An 18,658-nucleotide genomic window follows, 5' to 3' on the forward strand; every position below is an offset into this window, starting at 1 on the left:
AGCTGCTCGGTTCGGTGTGCGGTTGCGGACGGCGGCACCGCCATCAACCTCAACACGGACCGGCGGACGCCGACGTCGCAGTCGGGGCTTGTGACGGTGTCGTACGCGGAGGCGAGGACCGCAGCGCGTCGAGGATCCCCGTGTTGCGCTACCGGTTCCGCCGTTCGGACCCATGCGCTTGATCTGCCGATGGCCGATGGCAGGCTTCGGCGAAACCGACCAGAGGATCGACAGGTCGTCCGTTGGCGACGCCGCGTTAAGGCGCGCCGGTGGTTCGTCGGTGCTGCACCATCGTGGCCTGACGGGCATTAGCCCGAGACTCACGAACACCAAACCCCCACCGGGGCTCCGGCCTCTGCAGGTTTCGTGTTTCGGGCGGGCTCATGGTCACAGCCAGGCGCGGGCAAGCTCGACGAATTCGAGTGTGGCCGCTGTTGACGCGACCACGATCCCGGCAGCTACCACGACTGGCCCCAGCAGCCGCTGGTGTTGTGGGACCGGGATGGGTTGGCGAAGCTCGCGGACGCGCTGTACTGCCGCGCTGCCGCTGATCGACAGTGCCGCCGGGCCGGTGGTCATGGCGAGGGCCGCCCTGGCGACCGCATGAGCGGCCAGGTCACGGTCGCCGACGACCGCAGCCGCGTCCTCGTCGGCTTGCCGCTCGAGGAGGTAGGCGACCGCGTTGCGTACGGGGATGAGCATCGGGTTCAGAGCTGCGGCTGCGGCAGCGGCGCCGGCGAGGATGTAGTGGTTGTGGTCGAGGTGGGCCTGCTCGTGCGCGAACAGGACCCGTCGCTCGTCCGCATCGAGGAGGCGGAGCATGCCGGATGTGACCAGCAGGTGACCGGGTCGACCGGGGATTGCCACCGCGATCGGTTTCGACCAGTCGGCGATGACCATCCCGTCCTGGGGTTCACCCACCCGGCGCAGCTCGTTGATCAGCTGGCCACGGTGGCGTCGGTCCCGGAACAGCCGTACTACGGCGCCCAGCAGCCCAATGCCGGCGAACAGCGCGATCAATCCCGGTACTGGTTCCGGCAGTTCAATATGGGGGTGGTTGTCGAGGGCGGACAGTGGTGGAACGTCGTCCAGCATCGTGAGGGCCAGCAGCAGCAGTGACCAAGTGGAAGCGGCCGCGGCGACCACAGCGGCGGCTGTCAGAACGCGGGCTGCGGTGCCGGGAGCGCAGCGGGAGATGATCCACCGTGTGGACAGGGCGACGGCCGCTGCCAGAGCAAGGGGCAGGTAGATCTCGATGGTCATTTCTTTCGCCTGGCTTCCGCGCCGAGCAGTTGGCGCAGGACCGCGGCGTCGGATTCGTCGAGCCCGGCGGCGAATTGTTGTAGTACGGCATGCCGGTCGGTCTGCTCGCCGAGCGCGGAGCGCATCCGGTCGGCGGCCGCGGTGGCCGCGTCCTGCGCGGGCCAGTAGAGGTGTCCGCGTCCGGCTTTGCGACGCAGGACAGTGCCCTTGTCGTGCAGGCGGATGAGGATCGTCTGCACGGTGTTGTATGCGAGATCCCCGCCCAGGGCGGTCTGCACGTCGGTGGCGCTCATGGGTACGCCGTGCTCCCAGAGCACGCCCATGACCTCGGCCTCCAGGCCGCCCCGGGCTCGGCGCCGGTGATTCGTCGTCATCTTGCAGACCTCCGCCATGAGCCTACGCGGCCGGATCACCGTCATGCGGCGACGGCATAAGCACCTACAGTGCGTAGGAGTACGGTGATGGAGGTGAAACCGGTTGATCACGTCGTCTGGAAGCCTTCTGTTGCACTCGTCGTGGCTGGCGTGTCGGCAGCGGGATTCAGCTTGCTCGCGCTGGCGGTGGTGAGCCACGGGGTCTGGTTGCAGCGGGTAGACGAGGCGATCAGCGAGGCGGCCCACGACTTTGCGCTCGGCCATCCGGGGTGGCTGGGGGCAATGCGCGCGATCACGGTCACCGGCAGTACCGCTGTGCTCGGCCCGGCCACGGTATTCATGTGCGCGGTTCTGGTACAGCGGCGTATGCGTCGGCACGCCCTCTTCGCCGCTGTCGCGACGCTCGCGACACTGATCCTCCGGCTGATCCTGCTTGGCGTGATCGCCAGGCCGCGCCCTGTCGATCGGTTGGCGGCGGCGGGCAGTTGGTCGTTTCCGTCCGGGCACTCCACGGCGTCGGCGACGTTCGCGGTCGTTCTCGCCCTGGTGTGCCGTCGGCGGTGGGTGACCGTGGGCGCCGGCACCTGGGCCGTGATGGTCGGCGTGAGCCGCGTGGCTCTGGTGGTGCATTGGCCCAGCGACGTACTCGGCGCGTGGTTGTTCGTCCTGACCGTGGTTCCTGTGGTGGGGGTCGTCGTCGACGGCCTGTATCGACCGGTGAACTCCGCCGTCCGGCAGTCAGTGCTTCGGCCCGCCGGGGAGCCCGGAACTGCGCCGGGAGGCGATGGTGCCGATGATCTTTGATCGGCGACGGGTCGGGCGGTGGCAACGGTGATTGCCTGGCCGGGATGCTTGGATACGGCATGAGTACCCAGGCGGCGGTGTCAGTTGGTCCCGCGCTCGCGGTGGTTCTCGTGGTGCTGGTCGCGGTCGCTGCAACCGTGGTGATTGTCGCGCGCCTGGGCCTCGGCCGGGATGTGGTGACTGCGTCCTTGCGCGCGGTCGTGCAGCTCGGCGTGGTGTCGCTACTGATCACAGCTGTACTGCGCACATGGTGGACAACCGCGGCGTTCATCGCTCTCATGCTCGTCGTTGCTGCCACGACCTCGGCACGGCGAGTCAGCACGCTGCGGCTGGGCTGGCCGGTGGTACTGCCGATCGCGGCCGGCGCACTACCGGTCGGCGTGGCCGTCGTGTCGGCCGGGGCGACCCCGTTGCGGACGGTCGCGGTGTTACCCATCGCCGGGATTCTGATCGGTGGCGCGATGACCGCGACGTCCCTGGCGGGGCGCCGTCTCCTCGACGAGCTGCGGGACCGGCGTGGTGAGTACGAGGCGGCACTGGCGCTCGGCTTGTTGCCTCGGGACGCGGCGCTCGAGGTGTGCCGACCGGTCGCCGGGACCGCGCTCGTGCCAGCGCTGGATCAAACGCGGACCGTCGGGCTTGTCACCTTGCCGGGCGCCTTCGTCGGGGTCCTTCTTGGCGGCGGCTCCGTGGTCCAGGCCGGCGCGACCCAACTGCTGGTACTGATCGCGCTGCTCGCGGTCGAGGGCATCGCGGCCGTCGTGACCCTCGAGCTTGTCGCCGGGCGATGGCTGCGGCGGCCATCGTCGGACTCCTGAGGCCTCGATCGCGGTGTTGACGCCGTTCTGCAACCGTCGGCTGCCGCCTGCAAGATCTCTGAGGAGTGCATCCAGCACGTCGGCAGCCGCCTGTTCGCCTGCCCTCCCGGCATGCATCGAGGACAGCATCGGAGTCAGTCGCTGTTCACCGGAACCATGCGAGACCCCTGACCTGTTCACGAAATGCGCCGGCTCGCTCGGCGCAGGGCGCGGTTCTACGCGAGTCGCACCCGCCGGGTCTGGCGCTATATCGCCTCGCGTAGTACGTTGGGCGATATAGCGGCGGACGGAGGAGCCAGGTGATGGACGACCTTGGCCGCTGGGCCGAGCCAGGCTTGCTGATCCTGGCCAGCCTGGCCGATGGCACGAAACACGGCTACGCCATCACGGCCGACATCGCCGGCGAGGTCGGCGTAACCCTTGGCCCTGGAACGCTGTACGCGGCGCTCTCGCGGCTGGAGAAGGGCGGCTTGATCGAGGGGTTACCGGCGGACGGGCGTCGGCGGCCCTACCGGTTGACGGCGGCTGGCGCGGCTGAGCTGTCGTCGCAGGCGACGCGGATGCAGCGGCTCGCCGCGTTGAGCCTGGAGCGGCTCGGGACGGCCCCGGCGTGAGCGGCGACGGCCTGCTGGTGCGGGCGTTGGTGGCGTGCTATCCGGCCGGGTGGCGTCGCCGCTACGGTGAGGAGTATGCCCAACTGCTGTGCGACCTGGGCATACACCGCCACCCGCTCCTGATCGTGGATTCGTTGTCCGGAGCCGTGCGTGCGCATGGAGGTGTTCTCGTGTCCCGTGGTTCCCCGATGACTGTGGTGGTGTGGGCTGTCGGGCTGTTCACGGTGGGTGGCCTTGGTTTCGCCAAGCTGGCTGAGGACGTGAGCGGCGAAGCGCGCGGCATGTACACGCTGATGGTGCTCGCCGCTGCAACGACAATGCTCGCCTTGATGGTCGCGGCGGCGCCCACCGCGCTTGCGTTGATCCGCGGTGGTCACCGCGACGTGTGGAAGTTCGTGGCGGTCCCCTTCATGGGAGCTGCTGCCTGGTACGGAATTCTCCGGCTGGCGCAGGTTATCGCGGCCGGCCATGAGGTGCGGTCGGCACCCAATGTCGCCGGCTTCGTGCTGATCGCGTTTGCGGCGATCGGGGTGGTGACCGCGACCGCGTGGGCCGCGACGGAGGTCCTGCGTCGGGTACCGGCGGTGCAACCGGCTCGGCTCGGCCCGGTTGCGCGCATGGTGGTGGCCGCCGGGATGGTGGTGGCCACGATCGCCGCCCTGGTGTGGGGGTTGCAGGTGCGATCCCATGATGCGGCGGGGTTCCGCGGCGACCATGGCATCCTGGCGACCCCGTTCGTGGTCAACTGGATTGTCGTCGTGGCGGTGCTGGCCGCTGCGGCTGCTCTGGCCGCGCTCACTATCCGCCGACCGGCAGCGCTCGCATAACACGCGGGCGGCACTACTGCGGTCCAGCCCTGGGCTGCCAAGATCTGGATCAGACAGGCTTGACCGCAGGAAACGCCCCCCGCGGGGAGTCCCGACCGAGGACATCAACGAGACGGGCGTGTCACTCGAACTCGCTGACGCGACGCTGTAGTGGCGTTAGAGTCGCCGGCCATGGGACTTCTCACCTTCAGCCTCAACCTCACCCTGGACGGTTGCGTCGACCACCAGGAGGGGATCGCCGACGACGAGACGCACGCCTTCTTCACCCGTCTCATGGACGAGGGCGGGGCAATGCTGTGGGGTCGCCTCACCTACGAGATGATGGAGAGCTACTGGCCGGCCGTCGCCCGCGGGGACGAACAGGCGCCCCCGGCCATCCGCGAGTGGGCGGTCAAGCTGGACGCGAAACCCAAGTACGTGGTGTCGTCCACGCGCAGGGACTTCCCGTGGACCAACAGCCACCACATCGGCGGCGATCTGCGCGAGGGCGTGCAGAAGCTCAAGGACGCGACCCCGGCCGGGGTCCTCCTCGGAAGCGGTCAGCTCGCGACCGAGCTCGACCGGCTGGACCTGATCGACGAGTACCGGCTGCTCGTCCATCCCAGGATCGCCGGCCACGGCCCGACGCTGTACCAGGGCGGGCTGCCCGGCACGCGCCAGCTCGAGCTGCTCTCGGCGAAGCCGCTCCGCAACGGCGTGGTGGCCATGCACTACCGCCGCGCGCGCTGAATCACCGGCGATCGACATGCTTGCGCCCACCCGCCGACGTCACCAGGGCGGGGCCTCAACTCCCGCAGATTGATCATGGAGACACACGCCGCCCTGGGCCCAGTTTCCACGATCGAAGCCAGACGTCCACAAACGCTGTTGGCCACCAGCACACCAGTCCCCGGCATGCGGTGCGCCGATATTGCGATGCGGCGCAGAGGGTGACGTCAAGCCATGCGCTGTCTCGCCGCCATGGCGTCCGAGTACATGCTGGTGGCGGGGATACCCTGTCCATGGAGGTGCAGGGTGGACAACCACGGGCCGCGGCGGGCACGGGGCAGCCTGGAAGCACAGGTCATGGGCGTGTTGTGGGCCGCGCAGGGACCAATGACCGCCAGCGCCGTGCAGGCGATGCTCGGCGATGGGCTGGCCCACAACACCGTGCAGACGACTTTGACTCGCCTGCACGAGAAGAAGCAATTGCGCCGCGAGCGTGTCGGAAGGGCTCACACGTATTGGCCGGTGCTGAACGCCGCCGCCGCGGCTGCAGCGCGGATGCAGGCGGCACTGGACGAGCGGCGCGACCGCACGGCCGTCCTGCAACAGTTCGCCGCGTCGCTGGACGATGAGGCCGCCGACGTCCTGCACGAGTTGTTGTCCTTCACCCGATGTCGGCGGCGGGCGTAACCATCACGATGCATCCACTGCTGCTACTCGCCCTTCCGCTGGCACTGGCCGCACGATACGTCGCGGGATGGGTTCGTCCGCGACCGTCGCCGCCGTCGTGCCGACGTGTTGCTTGCGCTGCCGGCCTCGACCTTGCTGGATCACATACGCCGCTGAGGGCGCTCGACGACCCTTCCCGGATCGAACTGCTCGAACCTGAACCCCGCCCGATCGCGGTTGCCGTCCTCGTGGAGCGCACGAAACCCATGACAATGCCGCCGATCGGCACCCCCCGACCGGCGGCATCGTGCGCATCCACAACCGACAGATCGTCCTTCGGCTCTGGTGTAGGAGCATGGCACGGCCGAGTTTCGCCGTCGGCCGGTACGTCATCTGGTCAGTGCGTCCACAGAGTTGTCAGGGCGGGCCTTGCGGCACTGTGACCTGTGGGGCGCAACCGGTACATCGCCTGGAGTGTCCGGAGCAGGTGATAGTGATCGTGCCGGGACGAGTATTGGCCGGGCTTCACCCGGGCGCCGGCGATGATCGTTGGGATGTGGTTGTGGTCCGTCCGGTTGTCCTCGTCGAAGGTGAGGATGAACAGGCTGTTGTGCGACGCGGCCCAGGAAATGTAGGGCGCGAGGTGCTTCTTCAGCCATCGGTCGGCCTGTTCTTTGGGACAGTCGTGCATGTCATGGCACAGGTCCGGGATGACGAACGCGACGTCGGGCAGCTTACGAAAGTCGGAGGGGAACGCGGTGAATGGCTTGTGCACGCTCGATGGCACGTTGCTGAAGTTGATCCACGGGACGTGGCGGCGTACGTAGCGGCCGGAGGCGCAGCCCCGGTAGCCCGTGTGGGGCAGCCCTTCGGAGTAGCCGGTGAATGTGTAACCGGCATCCAGTAGCTGCCGGGCGAGGTTAGGGCGGTTGCCGAGGTTGTGCGGGCAGTTGTTGTCCTTGACCCCCTGGGTCGAGCCCGAGAACAACGCCAGGTAGTTGGGCTGGCTGGGGTGGGTCTCGGCGTAGAAGCTGTTCATGTTGGCCCAGCGCCGTGCCAGTGACGACACCCATGGGGTCTTGGGATGTCCGATCACGGAGTCGTATCGCTTGTTCTCGAGCATCACGACGACCACATGGTCGAAGCGGGGAATCGAGATCAAGGCGGTCGGCGCCCGTTCCAGGGGTGCCATGGCCGCTGCGGATGTGGGGGCGACGGCTGCGTCGATCAGTAACAGTGCCGCGACCACCGTTACCCATTTCCGGATGCTTCTCATCTTCTCTCCATACTTGTCACATATGACGACGAAACGTACTCCTACATGATGTGGGAGTAAGGTGTGAGGATCATGTCGACACGCCACGGCCGAGATGCAGCGGTGGGTTGCCCGACCTCCCGGGGGCGCACGCCGGGTATTGGTGCTGGAGGGGTGTGAATGACCGACAGGCTGGTGAGGTAACCAACCGCTACGGCGTCAGCAGGACGTGAGGTGGGCGACGGCGATGAGCGATGTGATCATCGTTGAGGACGATCCGCTGATCGGAGAATCATTGCGGGACAGTCTGCGCGGGCAGGGATACGCCGCGACGTGGTGTGCCACTGGTGGCGACGCAGTGCGCACGCTCGACCCGGATCGGACCGACCTCGTCCTGGTGGACCTGGGGTTGCCCGATATCGACGGCGTCGAGGTGATTCGGCGTCTGCGTCGAGCCGCACCGGGCACGGTGATTGTGGTGTTGACCGCGCGTCGGGCCGAGATTGATGTGGTCGTTGCTCTCGACGCGGGCGCCGACGATTATCTCACCAAGCCGTTCCGGCTGGCCGAATTGCTGGCACGGCTGCGGGCGCACCTGCGGCGTCCGGCTGCGGTGTCGATCGTGTCGCATGTAGTCGTCGGGAACCTCGACATCGACGTGTCGGCGCGACGCGTGACGCTGTCCGGCACGGCGGTGTCGCTGCGGCCGAAGGAGTTCGACCTCTTGGTACGTCTTGCGGCAGCGCCCGGTGTTGCGGTGAAGCGGGAGACGCTGATGTCGGACGTCTGGGACGAGAACTGGTTCGGGCCGACCAAGACCCTCGACGTGCACGTTGCTGCCTTGCGCCGTCGTCTGGTCGAGACTGCCCGCGCGGCGGGATGTCCGTGTCCGGCCATCACGACGTTGCGTGGGCACGGCTACCGCTTGGAGGAACCCGGCGAGAGCTGACCCCTGCAGTGGCCGTACCGTGCGGGCGCCGCCCACTCAGCTCTCGCGGAGCATGCTGATCGACGGCCGCACAGTCTGGCGGATCACCACGATCGTCGCGGCAGCCACCGCGAGGCACGCCGTCGCCGCGACGCATGCGAGATAGGCCCACGGCACCGCCAGCTGCGCCGGCGGCGGGTCGAACACCCCGGTCAGCACCTTGACCAGCATGTTCGACAGCACCCAGCCGCCCGCAGCGCCCAGAAGTAGCCCCGTGCAGAGCACGGTCGCGGCCTCAGCGAGAACGAAACCGGCGAGGTGGCGCCGGCGGGCCCCGAGGGCAGCGGCGATGGAAAACATCCGCCGCCGTTCGACCAGGCTCAGACCGAAGACGAGCCCGGCCGCCGTGGCCGCCAGAGCCAGTGCGAAGGCCAATTCGACGCGGGTTAGGCCCGAAAGGTCGACCGAGGTGAGGCTGGATCCGACCGTCCCCCGCACGGTCGACAGGTCGGTAACCACTGCGGCGGTACCCAGCTTGGCGCGCAGCGCGGCTGCGACTGTGCCGGTGTGACGACCACCTGTGTCGATCAAGAATGCCCCGACCGCAGCGCTGCCGGTTGCCTGTGCGACGTAGTCGGCGTTCGCCACGAAGAAGCTGTCTTTCGGTGCCGTGGGGAACTCCTTGACCACGCCTACGTACCGGAACGCGACAGTACGCGCGCGAGCGCCGCCCCCTGCGGTGGTCGGCGTGCCGTTCGCGGTCGGTAGCCGCAGCCGCAGCGTGTCCCCGGGACGCAGTTGGTAGTCCTTCACTGTCTCGGCGGACACGAGGACTGCGTCCTTCTGCTGGGCCAGTCGGCCGATCAGGGTGGCCGCCGTACCCCCTGCGAAGTACGCGTCTTGGAGCGAGGTCGCGGCGGCGATGGTCTGGGGTCGTACGCCGTAGAGGTCTTGCAGGTCGGCGCCGACGTAGGCGAAGCGGTGCAGCACCGGCTCGACCTGGCGGACGCCGGGGACCGCAGAAAGGTCACTCGCGGCGGACGCGGTGGCGGTGGAGCCGGGGGGCTCCGTGACCGTGACGTCGGCACCGTTGGTCAGCCGGGCGTCGACGTCGGCTTGCTGGCGGTACGTGGCGTTGAAGGTGGCAGTGGATACCGCGAATGACACCGCGAGGGCCACCAGCGCGACCGAGCGGGCCACGAGCCGTCGTTGTCGTGTGAGACTGGCGGCAGCGGTCGTGCTGAGCTGCCCGGTCATGGGCCTCAACGCGACCGCCATGAGCGGGCGGCCCCGGCCCAGCAACAGGGTGGTCAAGCGCCAGGTGAGCAGGCCGGATCCCAGCCAGAACAGCGTGGGTCCGAGCAGCGCCCAGTAGTTGACGGAGATCGTCGCAACGCCTTCCGGCGCTAGGATCAGCGCGTAGTTGGCGCCGCTGGTCCACCGGAACACCAGGGCCGATGCAAGCAAGAGCTGAATATCGATCCCGTAGCGCAGCCAACGTGGATCTCGCGCGCGGCTCACCGGGGTTCGGGCGCTGTGGACTGTCGTGGTGCGTGCGTCGCGGCGCGCCGGCAGCAGCGTTGTTACCACCGCGATCAGCAGGCCGGCGCCGGCGGCGGCCACGAGCCACACGGCGGCATCGGCACCGGAGGCCCCGAACGCGGCGGATCCGAAGGCGGTGCGGCCGATCAGGGCCGCCGCGGCGAGGCCCGCGCCGGCGCCGACGGTGCCGATCAGGGCCGCCTCGGCTCCGGCCAGGCGGGACAGCATTCGCATTGAAGCGCCCCGGGTGCGCAGCGTGGCCTGTTCCCGGCGGCGGCGCGGCGCGCCCGCCGCGGTCACTGCCGCCGTGAGCAGCCCTGCCAGGACGGCAGCGGGTAAGCCCAGGAACAGGAAGAGCAGCCGGGCGTACAGGGCGTCACTGCGGGCGGCGTCCAGGGCTGCCCCGAGATTGTCACCGACCAGCCCGGTACCGGCGAGGGCGGCCTCGAGGTGCCGCGCGGCAGCGGTCACTTGCGTGAACGCGGCGGCGGGCGCGGCGGGCAGCGTGTGCGAGCGGGCCACGTGTATCTGGCTGCCGATGAGGTCGGGCCGTGTCTTGGCCAGCGGCGCGAGGAGCTGCTGGAAGCGAGGCTCGGGTAGCAGGGCCACATTGTCCGGAGGGGCCACCGGCTGCGCCTGAGGCGGCGCGCCCACCTTTTGGAACAGCGAGTTCGCCTGGGGCAGGTCGACCACCCCGTCCACTCGGACTGCGACAGCCGGCAGCCCCGGGCGCTCGAGGGTGATGACAGTTCCCGGTTCCGCGTGCAGGTTGGCGGCGGTCTGCTGGGCCAGGAGCACTCCATGGTCTGCGCCCGCCAGCGTCCGGGTCTGTCCCGGGAACGCCTGTGCGTAGCCGTCCGGGAGACCGAGGATCACCGCGGCACCGGTCGTCTGGGTGCCACCGTCGACGGTCGCTGTGAGGCCGGGGAGGGTGGCGAAGTCGACCGGCAGAGCCTGCCGTACTTGCGGCTCTGCGGCGGTGGCGGCCAGCACCTCGGCCAGGTCCGCGCCGGGCTGCAGCTGCACCTGCCAATCCACCGCGACCTGCGACGCGGCGCGGGTCGTCATGGTGGCCTCGGCTGCGGACAGGAAGCTGCCCAGTGCTGCGACGAGGGCTACGGCGCTGGTCACGCCGAGCGTCGTGGCCAGCAGCCGCCACCGGTGGCGCCGCACGACCGCGGCCAGCCAGATGCGGATCACGCGTCGTCCTCTCCGGTGGGGATGGTCAGCTGACCGTGTGACATCGGCCAGCGCTGTGCCAGCCGGTCGGCAACGGCACGGTCGTGGGTGGCTACCACCAGGGCGGCGCCCAGCCGGTCGGCCGCGGTCAGCAGCGCGGTGACGACCCGGTCGCCGGTCTCGTGGTCGAGCTGGCCGGTCGGCTCGTCGGCGAGGATGAGCCGCGGGCATCCGGCAAGCACGCGGGCCGCCGCGACGCGCTGCGCCTGGCCGCCGGACAGTTCCTCCGGCAGGCGCGGACCGAGGTCCTGCAGGCCGAGGGCGGACAGGGCCTGCTCGCTGCGTCGGCGCGCGAGGTCGCGGTTCATGCCGTGGACCCGCAGCGGGAACTCGATGTTTTCCCGTACGTCCAAGGGTTCGAGAAGGCTCGGGTTTTGAAAGACCACGCCGACGAGTTCGCGATTCTGGGTGGGGCTTCCGCCCAGCCCTGGCCACGACACCGTGCCGTGGGTCGGCTGATCGAGTCCGGCCATGAGGTGCAGCAGGGTGGACTTGCCCGAGCCCGACGGTCCGGTCAGGGCGATCCGCGCCCGCGGTGCCACGGTGCAGGCCACGTCGTGGACCGCGACCACGGCGCCGCGGCCGTTGCCGTACACCCGGGTCACATCGTGGCAGCGAAATACCGCCTCGTCTCGGGGCGGCTCGGGCGCATGGGCCGTCATGACGGGATCACCCGGCCGTCGCGTAACCGGAGCACCCGGTCGGCCGCCGCGGCCACTGCAGCGCTGTGGCTGGCGATGACCACCGCCGTACCGCCCTTTGCCTTTGTCGACAGCAGGTTCAGGAGCCGCAGTTCACTCGCGGCGTCCAGTTCGCCGGTGGGTTCGTCTGCGATGATGACCACCGGATCGTTGGCCAGCGCGACGGCGAGCCCTGCGCGTGCTGACTCGCCACCGGACAGCTCGGACGGGTACGCGTGCGCGCGGTCGGACAGCCCGACGGCCTCAAGTCGCTCGGCCACCTCAGGCGCGGTGTGCGCCCGCCCGGCAAGACGCCGCACGAGGCCGACGTTTTGCGCGACGTTCAGATGCTCGATGAGGTTCCCGCCTTGCCGAAGGACACCGACGTGACGCAGGCGCAGCGCAGCGCGCTCCGATTCCGGGCGGTGGCTGATCCGGCGGTCGTCGACGTACACCGCGCCGCCGTCCGGCTCGTCGAGTCCGGCCAAGCAGTTCAGCAACGTCGACTTGCCCGACCCTGACGGTCCGGCGACGACGACCTGCTCGCCGGGCTCCGCGCTCAGGGAGACACCGCGCAGGGCCAGGGTTTCTTCGTCCCCCGCGCGGAAGAAGCGGTACAGCTCGCGGGCGCGTATCGCTGTGGTCATTGCTGCCACCGCACCGAGTTGCTCACGATGCGCCACGGATCGACGTTGTCCGCACCGTGTGGCCCCGACAGCGTCAGGGTCAACAGGTGCCCGGCATGCCAGTAGGCGTAGCGCTCGACGTCATCGTTGACCACCTTCCCGGTGACCGCGTCTGGTGGGGCGTCAGCGCGGTACTTCGCGAGAATCACGGCGCCGGCGGGCCGGGACGTCTGCTGCACACTGCCGGCCCGGAAGCCCGTCGATTGGGCACCGATGGCCGCGACCTGCGCGCGCATCGCGGCCACATCGGGTGCGGATGCGCTCGAGGTGAGTTCGACGCGGACGGTGTTCAGCTTTCCGTCGAACACCACGCCGGTGCCGGCATTAACCCGCGACCAGCCCTCGGGCACCTTGACCGTGAACAGCTTGGAGGCTGGGCTGTACGGCACGAATGCTTGATTGTCCGGAATATCTCCGGCTTCGTTGACCTCCGGCGCGTTGGGGTCCACCCCGCTGGTGGCGGTTGTGGGCGCCGCGCTAGGCGCCTGCGGGGATGGTGATGCCGTGGGCACGGCATTGTCTGAGGGCGCCGGCGGAAGCGGCGCCGGGCTGCGACTTCCACAGCCTGGCAGCAGCATCGACGCAGCCGCCATGGTCACGATGATCGTCCTCGCCCGGCGAGATCCCATGGTTACCCCCTCGACCGTGGTATCCAGCGACACGGTCCGCGCCGTCAGTTGGCCGCTGACTCGGACGCTACGACCAGCCGTGCCAGCGGTAAGACAGCGGACGGTTAGCGGACGGCAAAATCGGATCACGATGCGCATCCGGCGCCGGGTGAACGCACCATGGGAGTACTGCCACAATCCCCCGGCCCAAGGGCGAGGAGGTCGGAGTATGCGCCGACGAATCCTGCGGCTGGCCGTGGCCACCGCCTTGCTCGCGCTGCTGCTGTTCGGCCTCCCGCTGGGCATCGCCGTCCGCGCGGTCTACCTCGACGACGAACACACAGAGCTCGCCCACGTCGCCGAGCAGGCCGCGGCGACGGTGTCGCTCGACGGCATCCGGGGCAGCGACCCGATCGAGCTGCCTGCGGCCGAGCCGGACGTCACCATCGGCGTCTACGACGCCGACGGCCGCCGCATCACCGGTGACGGGCCAGCGGCCCTCGGCCCCGATGACTCCCGCGCGCTGTCCGGTCAGCTTGCCGACATCAGCGGCGCACGCGGGCTCCGGGTCGCCGTTCCGGTCCGCCAGGGCGAGGAGGTCGTCGGCCTCGTACGGGCGGCCACCACCACAGGGTCCGCCGACCGCCGTGCGATCCTGGCCTGGGCAAGCATGCTCGGACTCGCAGCGTTGGCCCTGCTCGTTGCCGCCCTCACGGCCCGCCACCAGGCCGGCCGCCTGGCAGGGCCGCTGACCCGGCTCGCCGACGCCGCACACGCGCTCGGGCGTGGCGATTTCACCGTACGATTCCCGGGCAGCGGAATCCCAGAGATCGACACCGTGGGCACCGCGCTGGACACGACGGCCGACCGGCTACGCGACCTGCTCACCCGGGAGCGAGCCTTCAGCGCCCACGCCTCGCACCAGCTGCGCACCCCGCTGACCGGGCTGCGGCTGACCCTCGAAGCCGCATCCACCGGCACGGACGCCGCACTACGGGCCGCAGCTGTCGACGCCATAGCCGCTACGGATCGGCTGGAGCGCATCGTCGAGGATCTCCTCGCGATCGCTCGGGCCGATACCGCTGACCGCACCGCCCTCGATGTCGGCGCGCTCCTCGATGACCTGCATGCCGAGAGGCTGACCGCGTTCACCGCCCGGGGACGCGCGCTGCGCGTCGAACAGGACGGTCCGCTCGCGGAAGTCACCGCGTCCCCCCGAGCCGTCCATCAGGTCCTCGCCGTCCTGATCGACAACGCGCTGCGGCACGGTGCCGGCGTGACGACCTTGCGGGCCCGCGACGCTGCCGGCGCGCTTGCTCTCGATGTCATCGACCAGGGTCCGGGTGTAGCCGAGTCAGCCCGGCCTCGCCTGTTCGAGCGTTCGCCAGACAGCAGCGCCGGCCTTGGACTGTCCATCGCCGCTGCACTGGCCGAGGCCGAAGGCGGCCGCTTGGTGCTCACCAGTGCGGGCCGCCCGACGACGTTCACTCTCTTCCTGCCAGCCGACGAGCCTGCCCTTCGCGATCCGCTCGTGCGTCCTTCGCCGGACATCACGGCGGTTCAGGCGCGGCCGGATCCATGACCGGTACGCGGGTCACAGCCGGAAGGCAGAGATCATCGAGTGGGTGGTTCGGGCACAGCCCAGGGCAGGCAGCCGCAACAGGTCCTCGACGGTTCGCAGGGTGGAGCAGTGGGTGTACGGCTCATCCGCGGTCACGTGGCTCGTCCGGGGAGCGATCACCAGGGTGGGGATGTGGTTGTCGGCACCACTTCCCTCGTCCCACGTGATGATCACGACGAGGTGCCCGGCCCGGTAGTCCGGCCCGGCAAGAATCTGCGGAATCCAGTCCTGCAGCCAGCGGTCGCCATTGGCGGTACGCGACAACGGGCAGGGTGCGGCACCGTGCATGTCGTGACAGGCGTCCGGGCTGACCAAACCGAACGCGGGCAGGGTCCCGGCGGCGACATCGGTGTGCAGTGCACCAGCCCCCGGGTGGCCCAGCGGCACCGCCCACTTGGCGCACTCGGCACGTTCGAGCGTGTAGTAGGCGGCCGGGACGTGCCGGACGAGATACCGTCCCTGGTGGGCGTTTGCCAGAATGCAGGTGCCTGGGGCGGACTCGGCGTAGTCGCGCCACTCGCGGCCACTGGCAGTGACCTGGTGGAAGAGATTGTCGCCGGCGAGCGGGTGGTACTTGGGCGCCTTGTCGTCGCAAATGCCGTGGGTGGATCCGCTGGTGAGCAGGATGTAGGCCGCCAGGGACGGACACGAACGGGGATAGCCGGCATCGACGCGGCGCGCGGTGCCGTATCGACTCGCGAGCTGGTTGAGGTATCGGGCTTCCGGGTCTCCGATGATGTCGCCGTACTCGTGGTTCTCCTCCATGATCATCAGCACCTTGGTGGTCGGGCCCGGTGCCGCCGCCGGGATTGCGGGCGCGGAGGGCGCCGCCCGTCCGGCGCAGCCGGCGAGCGCCAGCGCAACACCGGCGGCCAGCGCCAGGGCGACGCGGCCACGCCGGCGAGCCTCTGCGCCGGTGGACCAAGCAGCGGCGCGGACATTTCGTGTGCGCCACAGCGCCTGGCCACGGTCCGTGGTCTTTCTCGGCCGTATCGCGCCGCCACGAGATTGACTGTCGGGTTGAGGGTCCGGGGCCGCCATACGCTCCGGGAGAGCCGCCGGCCGGCCTGTCGCCACCCTGTTGTTGCGTGTCTTGATCACTGGCGAGACCTTGCCGGGAATGCGCTGAAAGAACGCTGAAGCCCGCGCAGCCGATTCACTCAATTGTGTTGTGTGGAGCACCGCAGAGTATCCGGGCTGTTGAGGTTTCGCGCCGTCGAGGGACAAGGATCGGGCTTGTGTGTCTGCCGCCCACGGTGCGGTGGCTATGCTGGCGACGCCTGTCGTTGTCACCGTGTCGCCTTGTGACGCCAATCAGCGGGAGGATTCATGCGGGTACTGGTGGTCGAGGACGAAGTCGCACTGGCCGAGACCTTGCGCGATGGCCTCGGCCAGGCGGGCTTCACGGTCGACCTGGTGCACGACGGGGTGGACGGGCTCTGGACCGCCACCGAGGCACCGTACGGCGCCTACGACGCGATCGTGCTCGACATCATGCTGCCGGGCCTCAGCGGCTACGAGATCTGCCGCCGGATGCGCGCCCGCGAGGTGTGGACGCCGGTGCTCATGCTCACCGCCAAGGACGGCGAGTACGACCAGGCCGACGCCCTGGACCTGGGCGCCGACGACTATCTCAGCAAACCGTTCTCCTTCGTCGTGCTCATCGCGCGGCTGCGCGCCCTGATCCGGCGCGGCGCCCCCGCACGGCCCGCGGTGCTGACCGCGGGTGATCTGACGCTGGATCCGGCGCAGCGGCACGTGGGCCGGGGCACCACCACGATCGCGGTGACACCCCGGGAGTTCGCCATGCTCGAGTTCCTGATGCGGCACCGGGGCAACCCCGTAACCAAGACCGCGATCATCGAGAACGTCTGGGACGCCCACTTCACCGGGGATCCCAACATCGTCGAGGTCTACATCGGCTACCTGCGCAAAAAAATCGACCACCCATTCGGGCGCGCAGCGATCGAGACCGTGCGCGGAGCCGGGTACCGGATCAATCCTGACGGCGGATGACATCCGGTCGTGTGTCAGGGGCGATACGACGCAAGATCGGCGGGTGTGGGCCGGTAAGCAGCCATGACCACCGCCTGCAGGTGTTCGCCATTGACCGGTTCGCCACGCGGTATCGGCCACGATCCGTGTCACGGGCCACCGGTGCCGACCCTTTCAACGTTTTCTCAGGCGCGATCTGGTGGATTGACCCTCTGCGAGCGTCACGGCAGGGGGACAAAGCTGATGGTCGGGAAACTGGGGTCGACGGGCGGCCGGAAGACCGCCACGCAATGGCGGATAAGGCCGCTACCGGAACGGATGGGTCTGCGCACCCACCGGGATGTACGGCACTGGCTGGCCCTCCTCGGCCCCTCCCTCGGCCCGGGCCTGACGATGATCGGAATCGCCCTGATCCAGGCGGGGCATCCCGTGCTGAGCTGGGACGAGATCGCGACGGCAGACGCCGCCGGACGAACCCCGGCCCAGCTGTGGCATCTGATGCACCACGTCGACGCCGTCTTCGGCGCCTACTACCTGCTCATCCACTTCTGGACCGCGATCGCGGGCACCAGCGAGATCGCCCTGCGCCTGCCGTCGATCCTCGCGATGGGTGCCACGGTCGCCCTCACCGGCGAACTGGGCCGCCGGTTCTTCGGACCGCTCACCGGCGCCGTCGCCGGGCTGCTGCTGTGCCTGATGCCGAACACGTCCCGCTACGCCGACGAGGCCCGCCCGTACGCATTCGCCTGCTGCTTCGCCCTGCTCGCACTCCTGCTGCTGCACTACGCCGTGAAACGGCCACGGCCCGCCCGCTGGATCGGCTATGCGGCTGCGGTCCTGCTACTCGGGCTCAGCCACGTCATCGCCCTCACCACCCTCGCCGCCCACGTGGTCGTCGTGGTCCAGCACCGCACCCGGCGCGTCCTTCTCGCCTGGGGCATGGCGGTGGGATGCGCGCTGGCCGCCCTGACACCGCTGCTCTGGCTGGGACTGCACCAGCGCGGCACCCAGTTGTCCTGGATCGAGCCCCTCACGCGCGGCAGTCTGTGGAAGTTCCCCGGCATGCTGGTCGGCTCCGTCCCCGCCGGCTGGCTGCTCATCGGGCTCGCCATCCTCGCGATCTGGCAGCCCCGCCGGCACGTCACGGAACTGAGCGTCCTGGCGCTCGCCCCGGTCGCCGCCCTCGCGACCCTCTCCGTGCTGGTCGTGCCGTATTGGGTCGTCCGGTATCTGCTGATCGTGCTCGCACCGCTGGCGCTGCTGGCAGCGGCCGGGCTGGTGCAGCCGTTCGGCCCGGGCCACTCCCCCGCCGGGTGGCGCAGCCGGCGCACCCTCGCCCTGCAGATCGCGACCGCGCTCGCCGTGCTCGGCCTCGCCGTCGTCCCGGACCAGCGCGCCCTGCGCGGCGCGACCGCCAAGAACGGCAGCGACTATCGCACCGCCGCGCACCTCGTCGACCGCTACCAGCAACCCGGCGACGGGATCATCTACACGGCTCATTCCCGGACCATGCGCACCGGCATGCAGTACTACCTGCGCCACGACCCGGGCCAGCCGCACGACCTGCTGATGCAGCAACCGGCGGCCGACGTCGGCACACTGCGCGCCCAGGAATACCCCGATCCCGGCGGGCACCTCGGTCAGGCCGCTCGGATCTGGCTGTTCACGTACGGAAATGATCGTGATCCGACCGCCGCACGGCCCGATCTGCGCGCCGCGCTCCGCAGCGGGTACCGGACCCTGGGCATCTGGTCGCTGCATCACGCCACGCTGACGCTGCTCCGACGGCAACCCAGCCGGTGATTCCGTTCGGGTGAACGGGAGCCGGATGTTCGTCACTTTCGGCGTCACTGGGGCGGCTGGTCCCGCGCGAATGTTCCCGGGAAACGAGCGCCACGTGATGACCATGGCCGGAGATCCGTCGAGGTCACGCATGGCTATGCAATGGCTCTGTAGATAGTGGATCTCGCGGAGTTTGGGGTGCTGCCGATGACCAGGGCTTCGGTGACCATGTCGTCGCGCAGGCCAGG

The 18,658-nt window shown here is 69.3% G+C and carries 18 protein-coding genes; 10 read left to right on the forward strand and 8 right to left on the reverse strand.

The window, feature by feature from the left end:
* Window positions 1-387: 387 nt before the first annotated feature.
* Together ACMCNN_RS19360 and ACMCNN_RS19365 are read right to left on the reverse strand one after the other, a co-directional pair.
* Entirely contained in the window at window positions 388-1,263 is an 876-nt protein-coding gene (locus ACMCNN_RS19360; RefSeq protein WP_412741925.1) for a M56 family metallopeptidase, read from the reverse strand.
* On the reverse strand, window positions 1,260-1,637 hold the full coding sequence (locus ACMCNN_RS19365; protein WP_412741926.1) for a BlaI/MecI/CopY family transcriptional regulator: 378 nt from the start codon (window positions 1,635-1,637) through the stop codon (window positions 1,260-1,262). Before ACMCNN_RS19365 ends, ACMCNN_RS19360 begins: the two co-directional genes overlap by 4 nt.
* A gap of 87 nt (window positions 1,638-1,724) precedes the next feature.
* Between ACMCNN_RS19365 and ACMCNN_RS19370 the strand changes: the two genes are divergently transcribed.
* The 6 genes from ACMCNN_RS19370 to ACMCNN_RS19395 all read left to right on the forward strand — a co-directional run bounded on the left by ACMCNN_RS19370 (window position 1,725) and on the right by ACMCNN_RS19395 (window position 6,095).
* On the forward strand, window positions 1,725-2,441 hold the full coding sequence (locus ACMCNN_RS19370) for a phosphatase PAP2 family protein (RefSeq protein WP_412741927.1): 717 nt from the start codon (window positions 1,725-1,727) through the stop codon (window positions 2,439-2,441).
* Between the two features lie 59 nt (window positions 2,442-2,500).
* The gene (locus ACMCNN_RS19375; protein ID WP_412741928.1) at window positions 2,501-3,259 is read left to right on the forward strand and encodes an ABC transporter permease; all 759 of its coding nucleotides are present in this window, start codon (window positions 2,501-2,503) and stop codon (window positions 3,257-3,259) included.
* Between the two features lie 302 nt (window positions 3,260-3,561).
* The gene (locus tag ACMCNN_RS19380; RefSeq protein WP_412741929.1) at window positions 3,562-3,873 is read left to right on the forward strand and encodes a PadR family transcriptional regulator; all 312 of its coding nucleotides are present in this window, start codon (window positions 3,562-3,564) and stop codon (window positions 3,871-3,873) included.
* Window positions 3,870-4,700 carry a hypothetical protein gene (locus ACMCNN_RS19385; RefSeq protein ID WP_412741930.1) on the forward strand — a complete coding sequence of 277 codons (831 nt, stop codon included), beginning with the start codon at window positions 3,870-3,872 and terminating at the stop codon, window positions 4,698-4,700. Before ACMCNN_RS19380 ends, ACMCNN_RS19385 begins: the two co-directional genes overlap by 4 nt.
* A 171-nt stretch (window positions 4,701-4,871) precedes the next feature.
* Window positions 4,872-5,429: a dihydrofolate reductase family protein gene (locus ACMCNN_RS19390; RefSeq protein ID WP_412741931.1), complete on the forward strand. Its 558-nt coding sequence runs from the start codon at window positions 4,872-4,874 to the stop codon at window positions 5,427-5,429.
* A 285-nt stretch (window positions 5,430-5,714) separates the two neighbouring features.
* On the forward strand, window positions 5,715-6,095 hold the full coding sequence (locus tag ACMCNN_RS19395) for a BlaI/MecI/CopY family transcriptional regulator (protein ID WP_412741932.1): 381 nt from the start codon (window positions 5,715-5,717) through the stop codon (window positions 6,093-6,095).
* Between the two features lie 376 nt (window positions 6,096-6,471).
* On the opposite strand, the gene ACMCNN_RS19400 is transcribed toward ACMCNN_RS19395, so the two are convergent.
* A complete protein-coding gene (locus ACMCNN_RS19400; RefSeq protein ID WP_412741933.1) occupies window positions 6,472-7,350 on the reverse strand; it encodes an alkaline phosphatase family protein in 879 nt (292 codons plus the stop codon).
* A 226-nt stretch (window positions 7,351-7,576) separates the two neighbouring features.
* On the opposite strand from ACMCNN_RS19400, the gene ACMCNN_RS19405 reads away from it, so the two are divergent.
* A complete protein-coding gene (locus ACMCNN_RS19405) occupies window positions 7,577-8,278 on the forward strand; it encodes a response regulator transcription factor (RefSeq protein WP_412741934.1) in 702 nt (233 codons plus the stop codon).
* Between the two features lie 36 nt (window positions 8,279-8,314).
* Here the strand turns inward: ACMCNN_RS19405 and ACMCNN_RS19410 are convergent, their stop codons facing one another.
* The 4 genes from ACMCNN_RS19410 to ACMCNN_RS19425 are packed head-to-tail and all read right to left on the reverse strand — an operon-like array spanning window position 8,315 to window position 12,853.
* Window positions 8,315-10,999: an FtsX-like permease family protein gene (locus ACMCNN_RS19410; RefSeq protein WP_412741935.1), complete on the reverse strand. Its 2,685-nt coding sequence runs from the start codon at window positions 10,997-10,999 to the stop codon at window positions 8,315-8,317.
* A complete protein-coding gene (locus tag ACMCNN_RS19415) occupies window positions 10,996-11,700 on the reverse strand; it encodes an ABC transporter ATP-binding protein (protein WP_412741936.1) in 705 nt (234 codons plus the stop codon). The genes ACMCNN_RS19410 and ACMCNN_RS19415 overlap by 4 nt, the downstream gene beginning before the upstream one ends.
* Window positions 11,697-12,401: an ABC transporter ATP-binding protein gene (locus ACMCNN_RS19420; RefSeq protein WP_412741937.1), complete on the reverse strand. Its 705-nt coding sequence runs from the start codon at window positions 12,399-12,401 to the stop codon at window positions 11,697-11,699. Before ACMCNN_RS19420 ends, ACMCNN_RS19415 begins: the two co-directional genes overlap by 4 nt.
* Complete coding sequence (locus ACMCNN_RS19425) at window positions 12,362-12,853, reverse strand: hypothetical protein (RefSeq protein WP_412741938.1); 492 nt, start codon at window positions 12,851-12,853, stop codon at window positions 12,362-12,364. Before ACMCNN_RS19425 ends, ACMCNN_RS19420 begins: the two co-directional genes overlap by 40 nt.
* Window positions 12,854-13,241: 388 nt before the next feature.
* Between ACMCNN_RS19425 and ACMCNN_RS19430 the strand changes: the two genes are divergently transcribed.
* Window positions 13,242-14,594 carry a sensor histidine kinase gene (locus ACMCNN_RS19430; RefSeq protein WP_412741939.1) on the forward strand — a complete coding sequence of 451 codons (1,353 nt, stop codon included), beginning with the start codon at window positions 13,242-13,244 and terminating at the stop codon, window positions 14,592-14,594.
* Between the two features lie 12 nt (window positions 14,595-14,606).
* On the opposite strand, the gene ACMCNN_RS19435 is transcribed toward ACMCNN_RS19430, so the two are convergent.
* Window positions 14,607-15,734, reverse strand: a complete 1,128-nt coding sequence (locus ACMCNN_RS19435) for an alkaline phosphatase family protein (RefSeq protein ID WP_412741940.1) — start codon at window positions 15,732-15,734, stop codon at window positions 14,607-14,609.
* A 228-nt stretch (window positions 15,735-15,962) separates the two neighbouring features.
* Between ACMCNN_RS19435 and ACMCNN_RS19440 the strand changes: the two genes are divergently transcribed.
* Both ACMCNN_RS19440 and ACMCNN_RS19445 read left to right on the forward strand, forming a co-directional pair.
* Window positions 15,963-16,649 (forward strand): response regulator transcription factor, encoded by a 687-nt coding sequence (locus ACMCNN_RS19440; RefSeq protein WP_412741941.1) that lies wholly within the window; start codon window positions 15,963-15,965, stop codon window positions 16,647-16,649.
* A 297-nt stretch (window positions 16,650-16,946) separates the two neighbouring features.
* Complete coding sequence (locus ACMCNN_RS19445; protein ID WP_412741942.1) at window positions 16,947-18,431, forward strand: glycosyltransferase family 39 protein; 1,485 nt, start codon at window positions 16,947-16,949, stop codon at window positions 18,429-18,431.
* Window positions 18,432-18,658: the final 227 nt, after the last annotated feature.

This window comes from Krasilnikovia sp. MM14-A1004 (assembly GCF_047159485.1).
Lineage (GTDB): Bacteria > Actinomycetota > Actinomycetes > Mycobacteriales > Micromonosporaceae > Actinoplanes.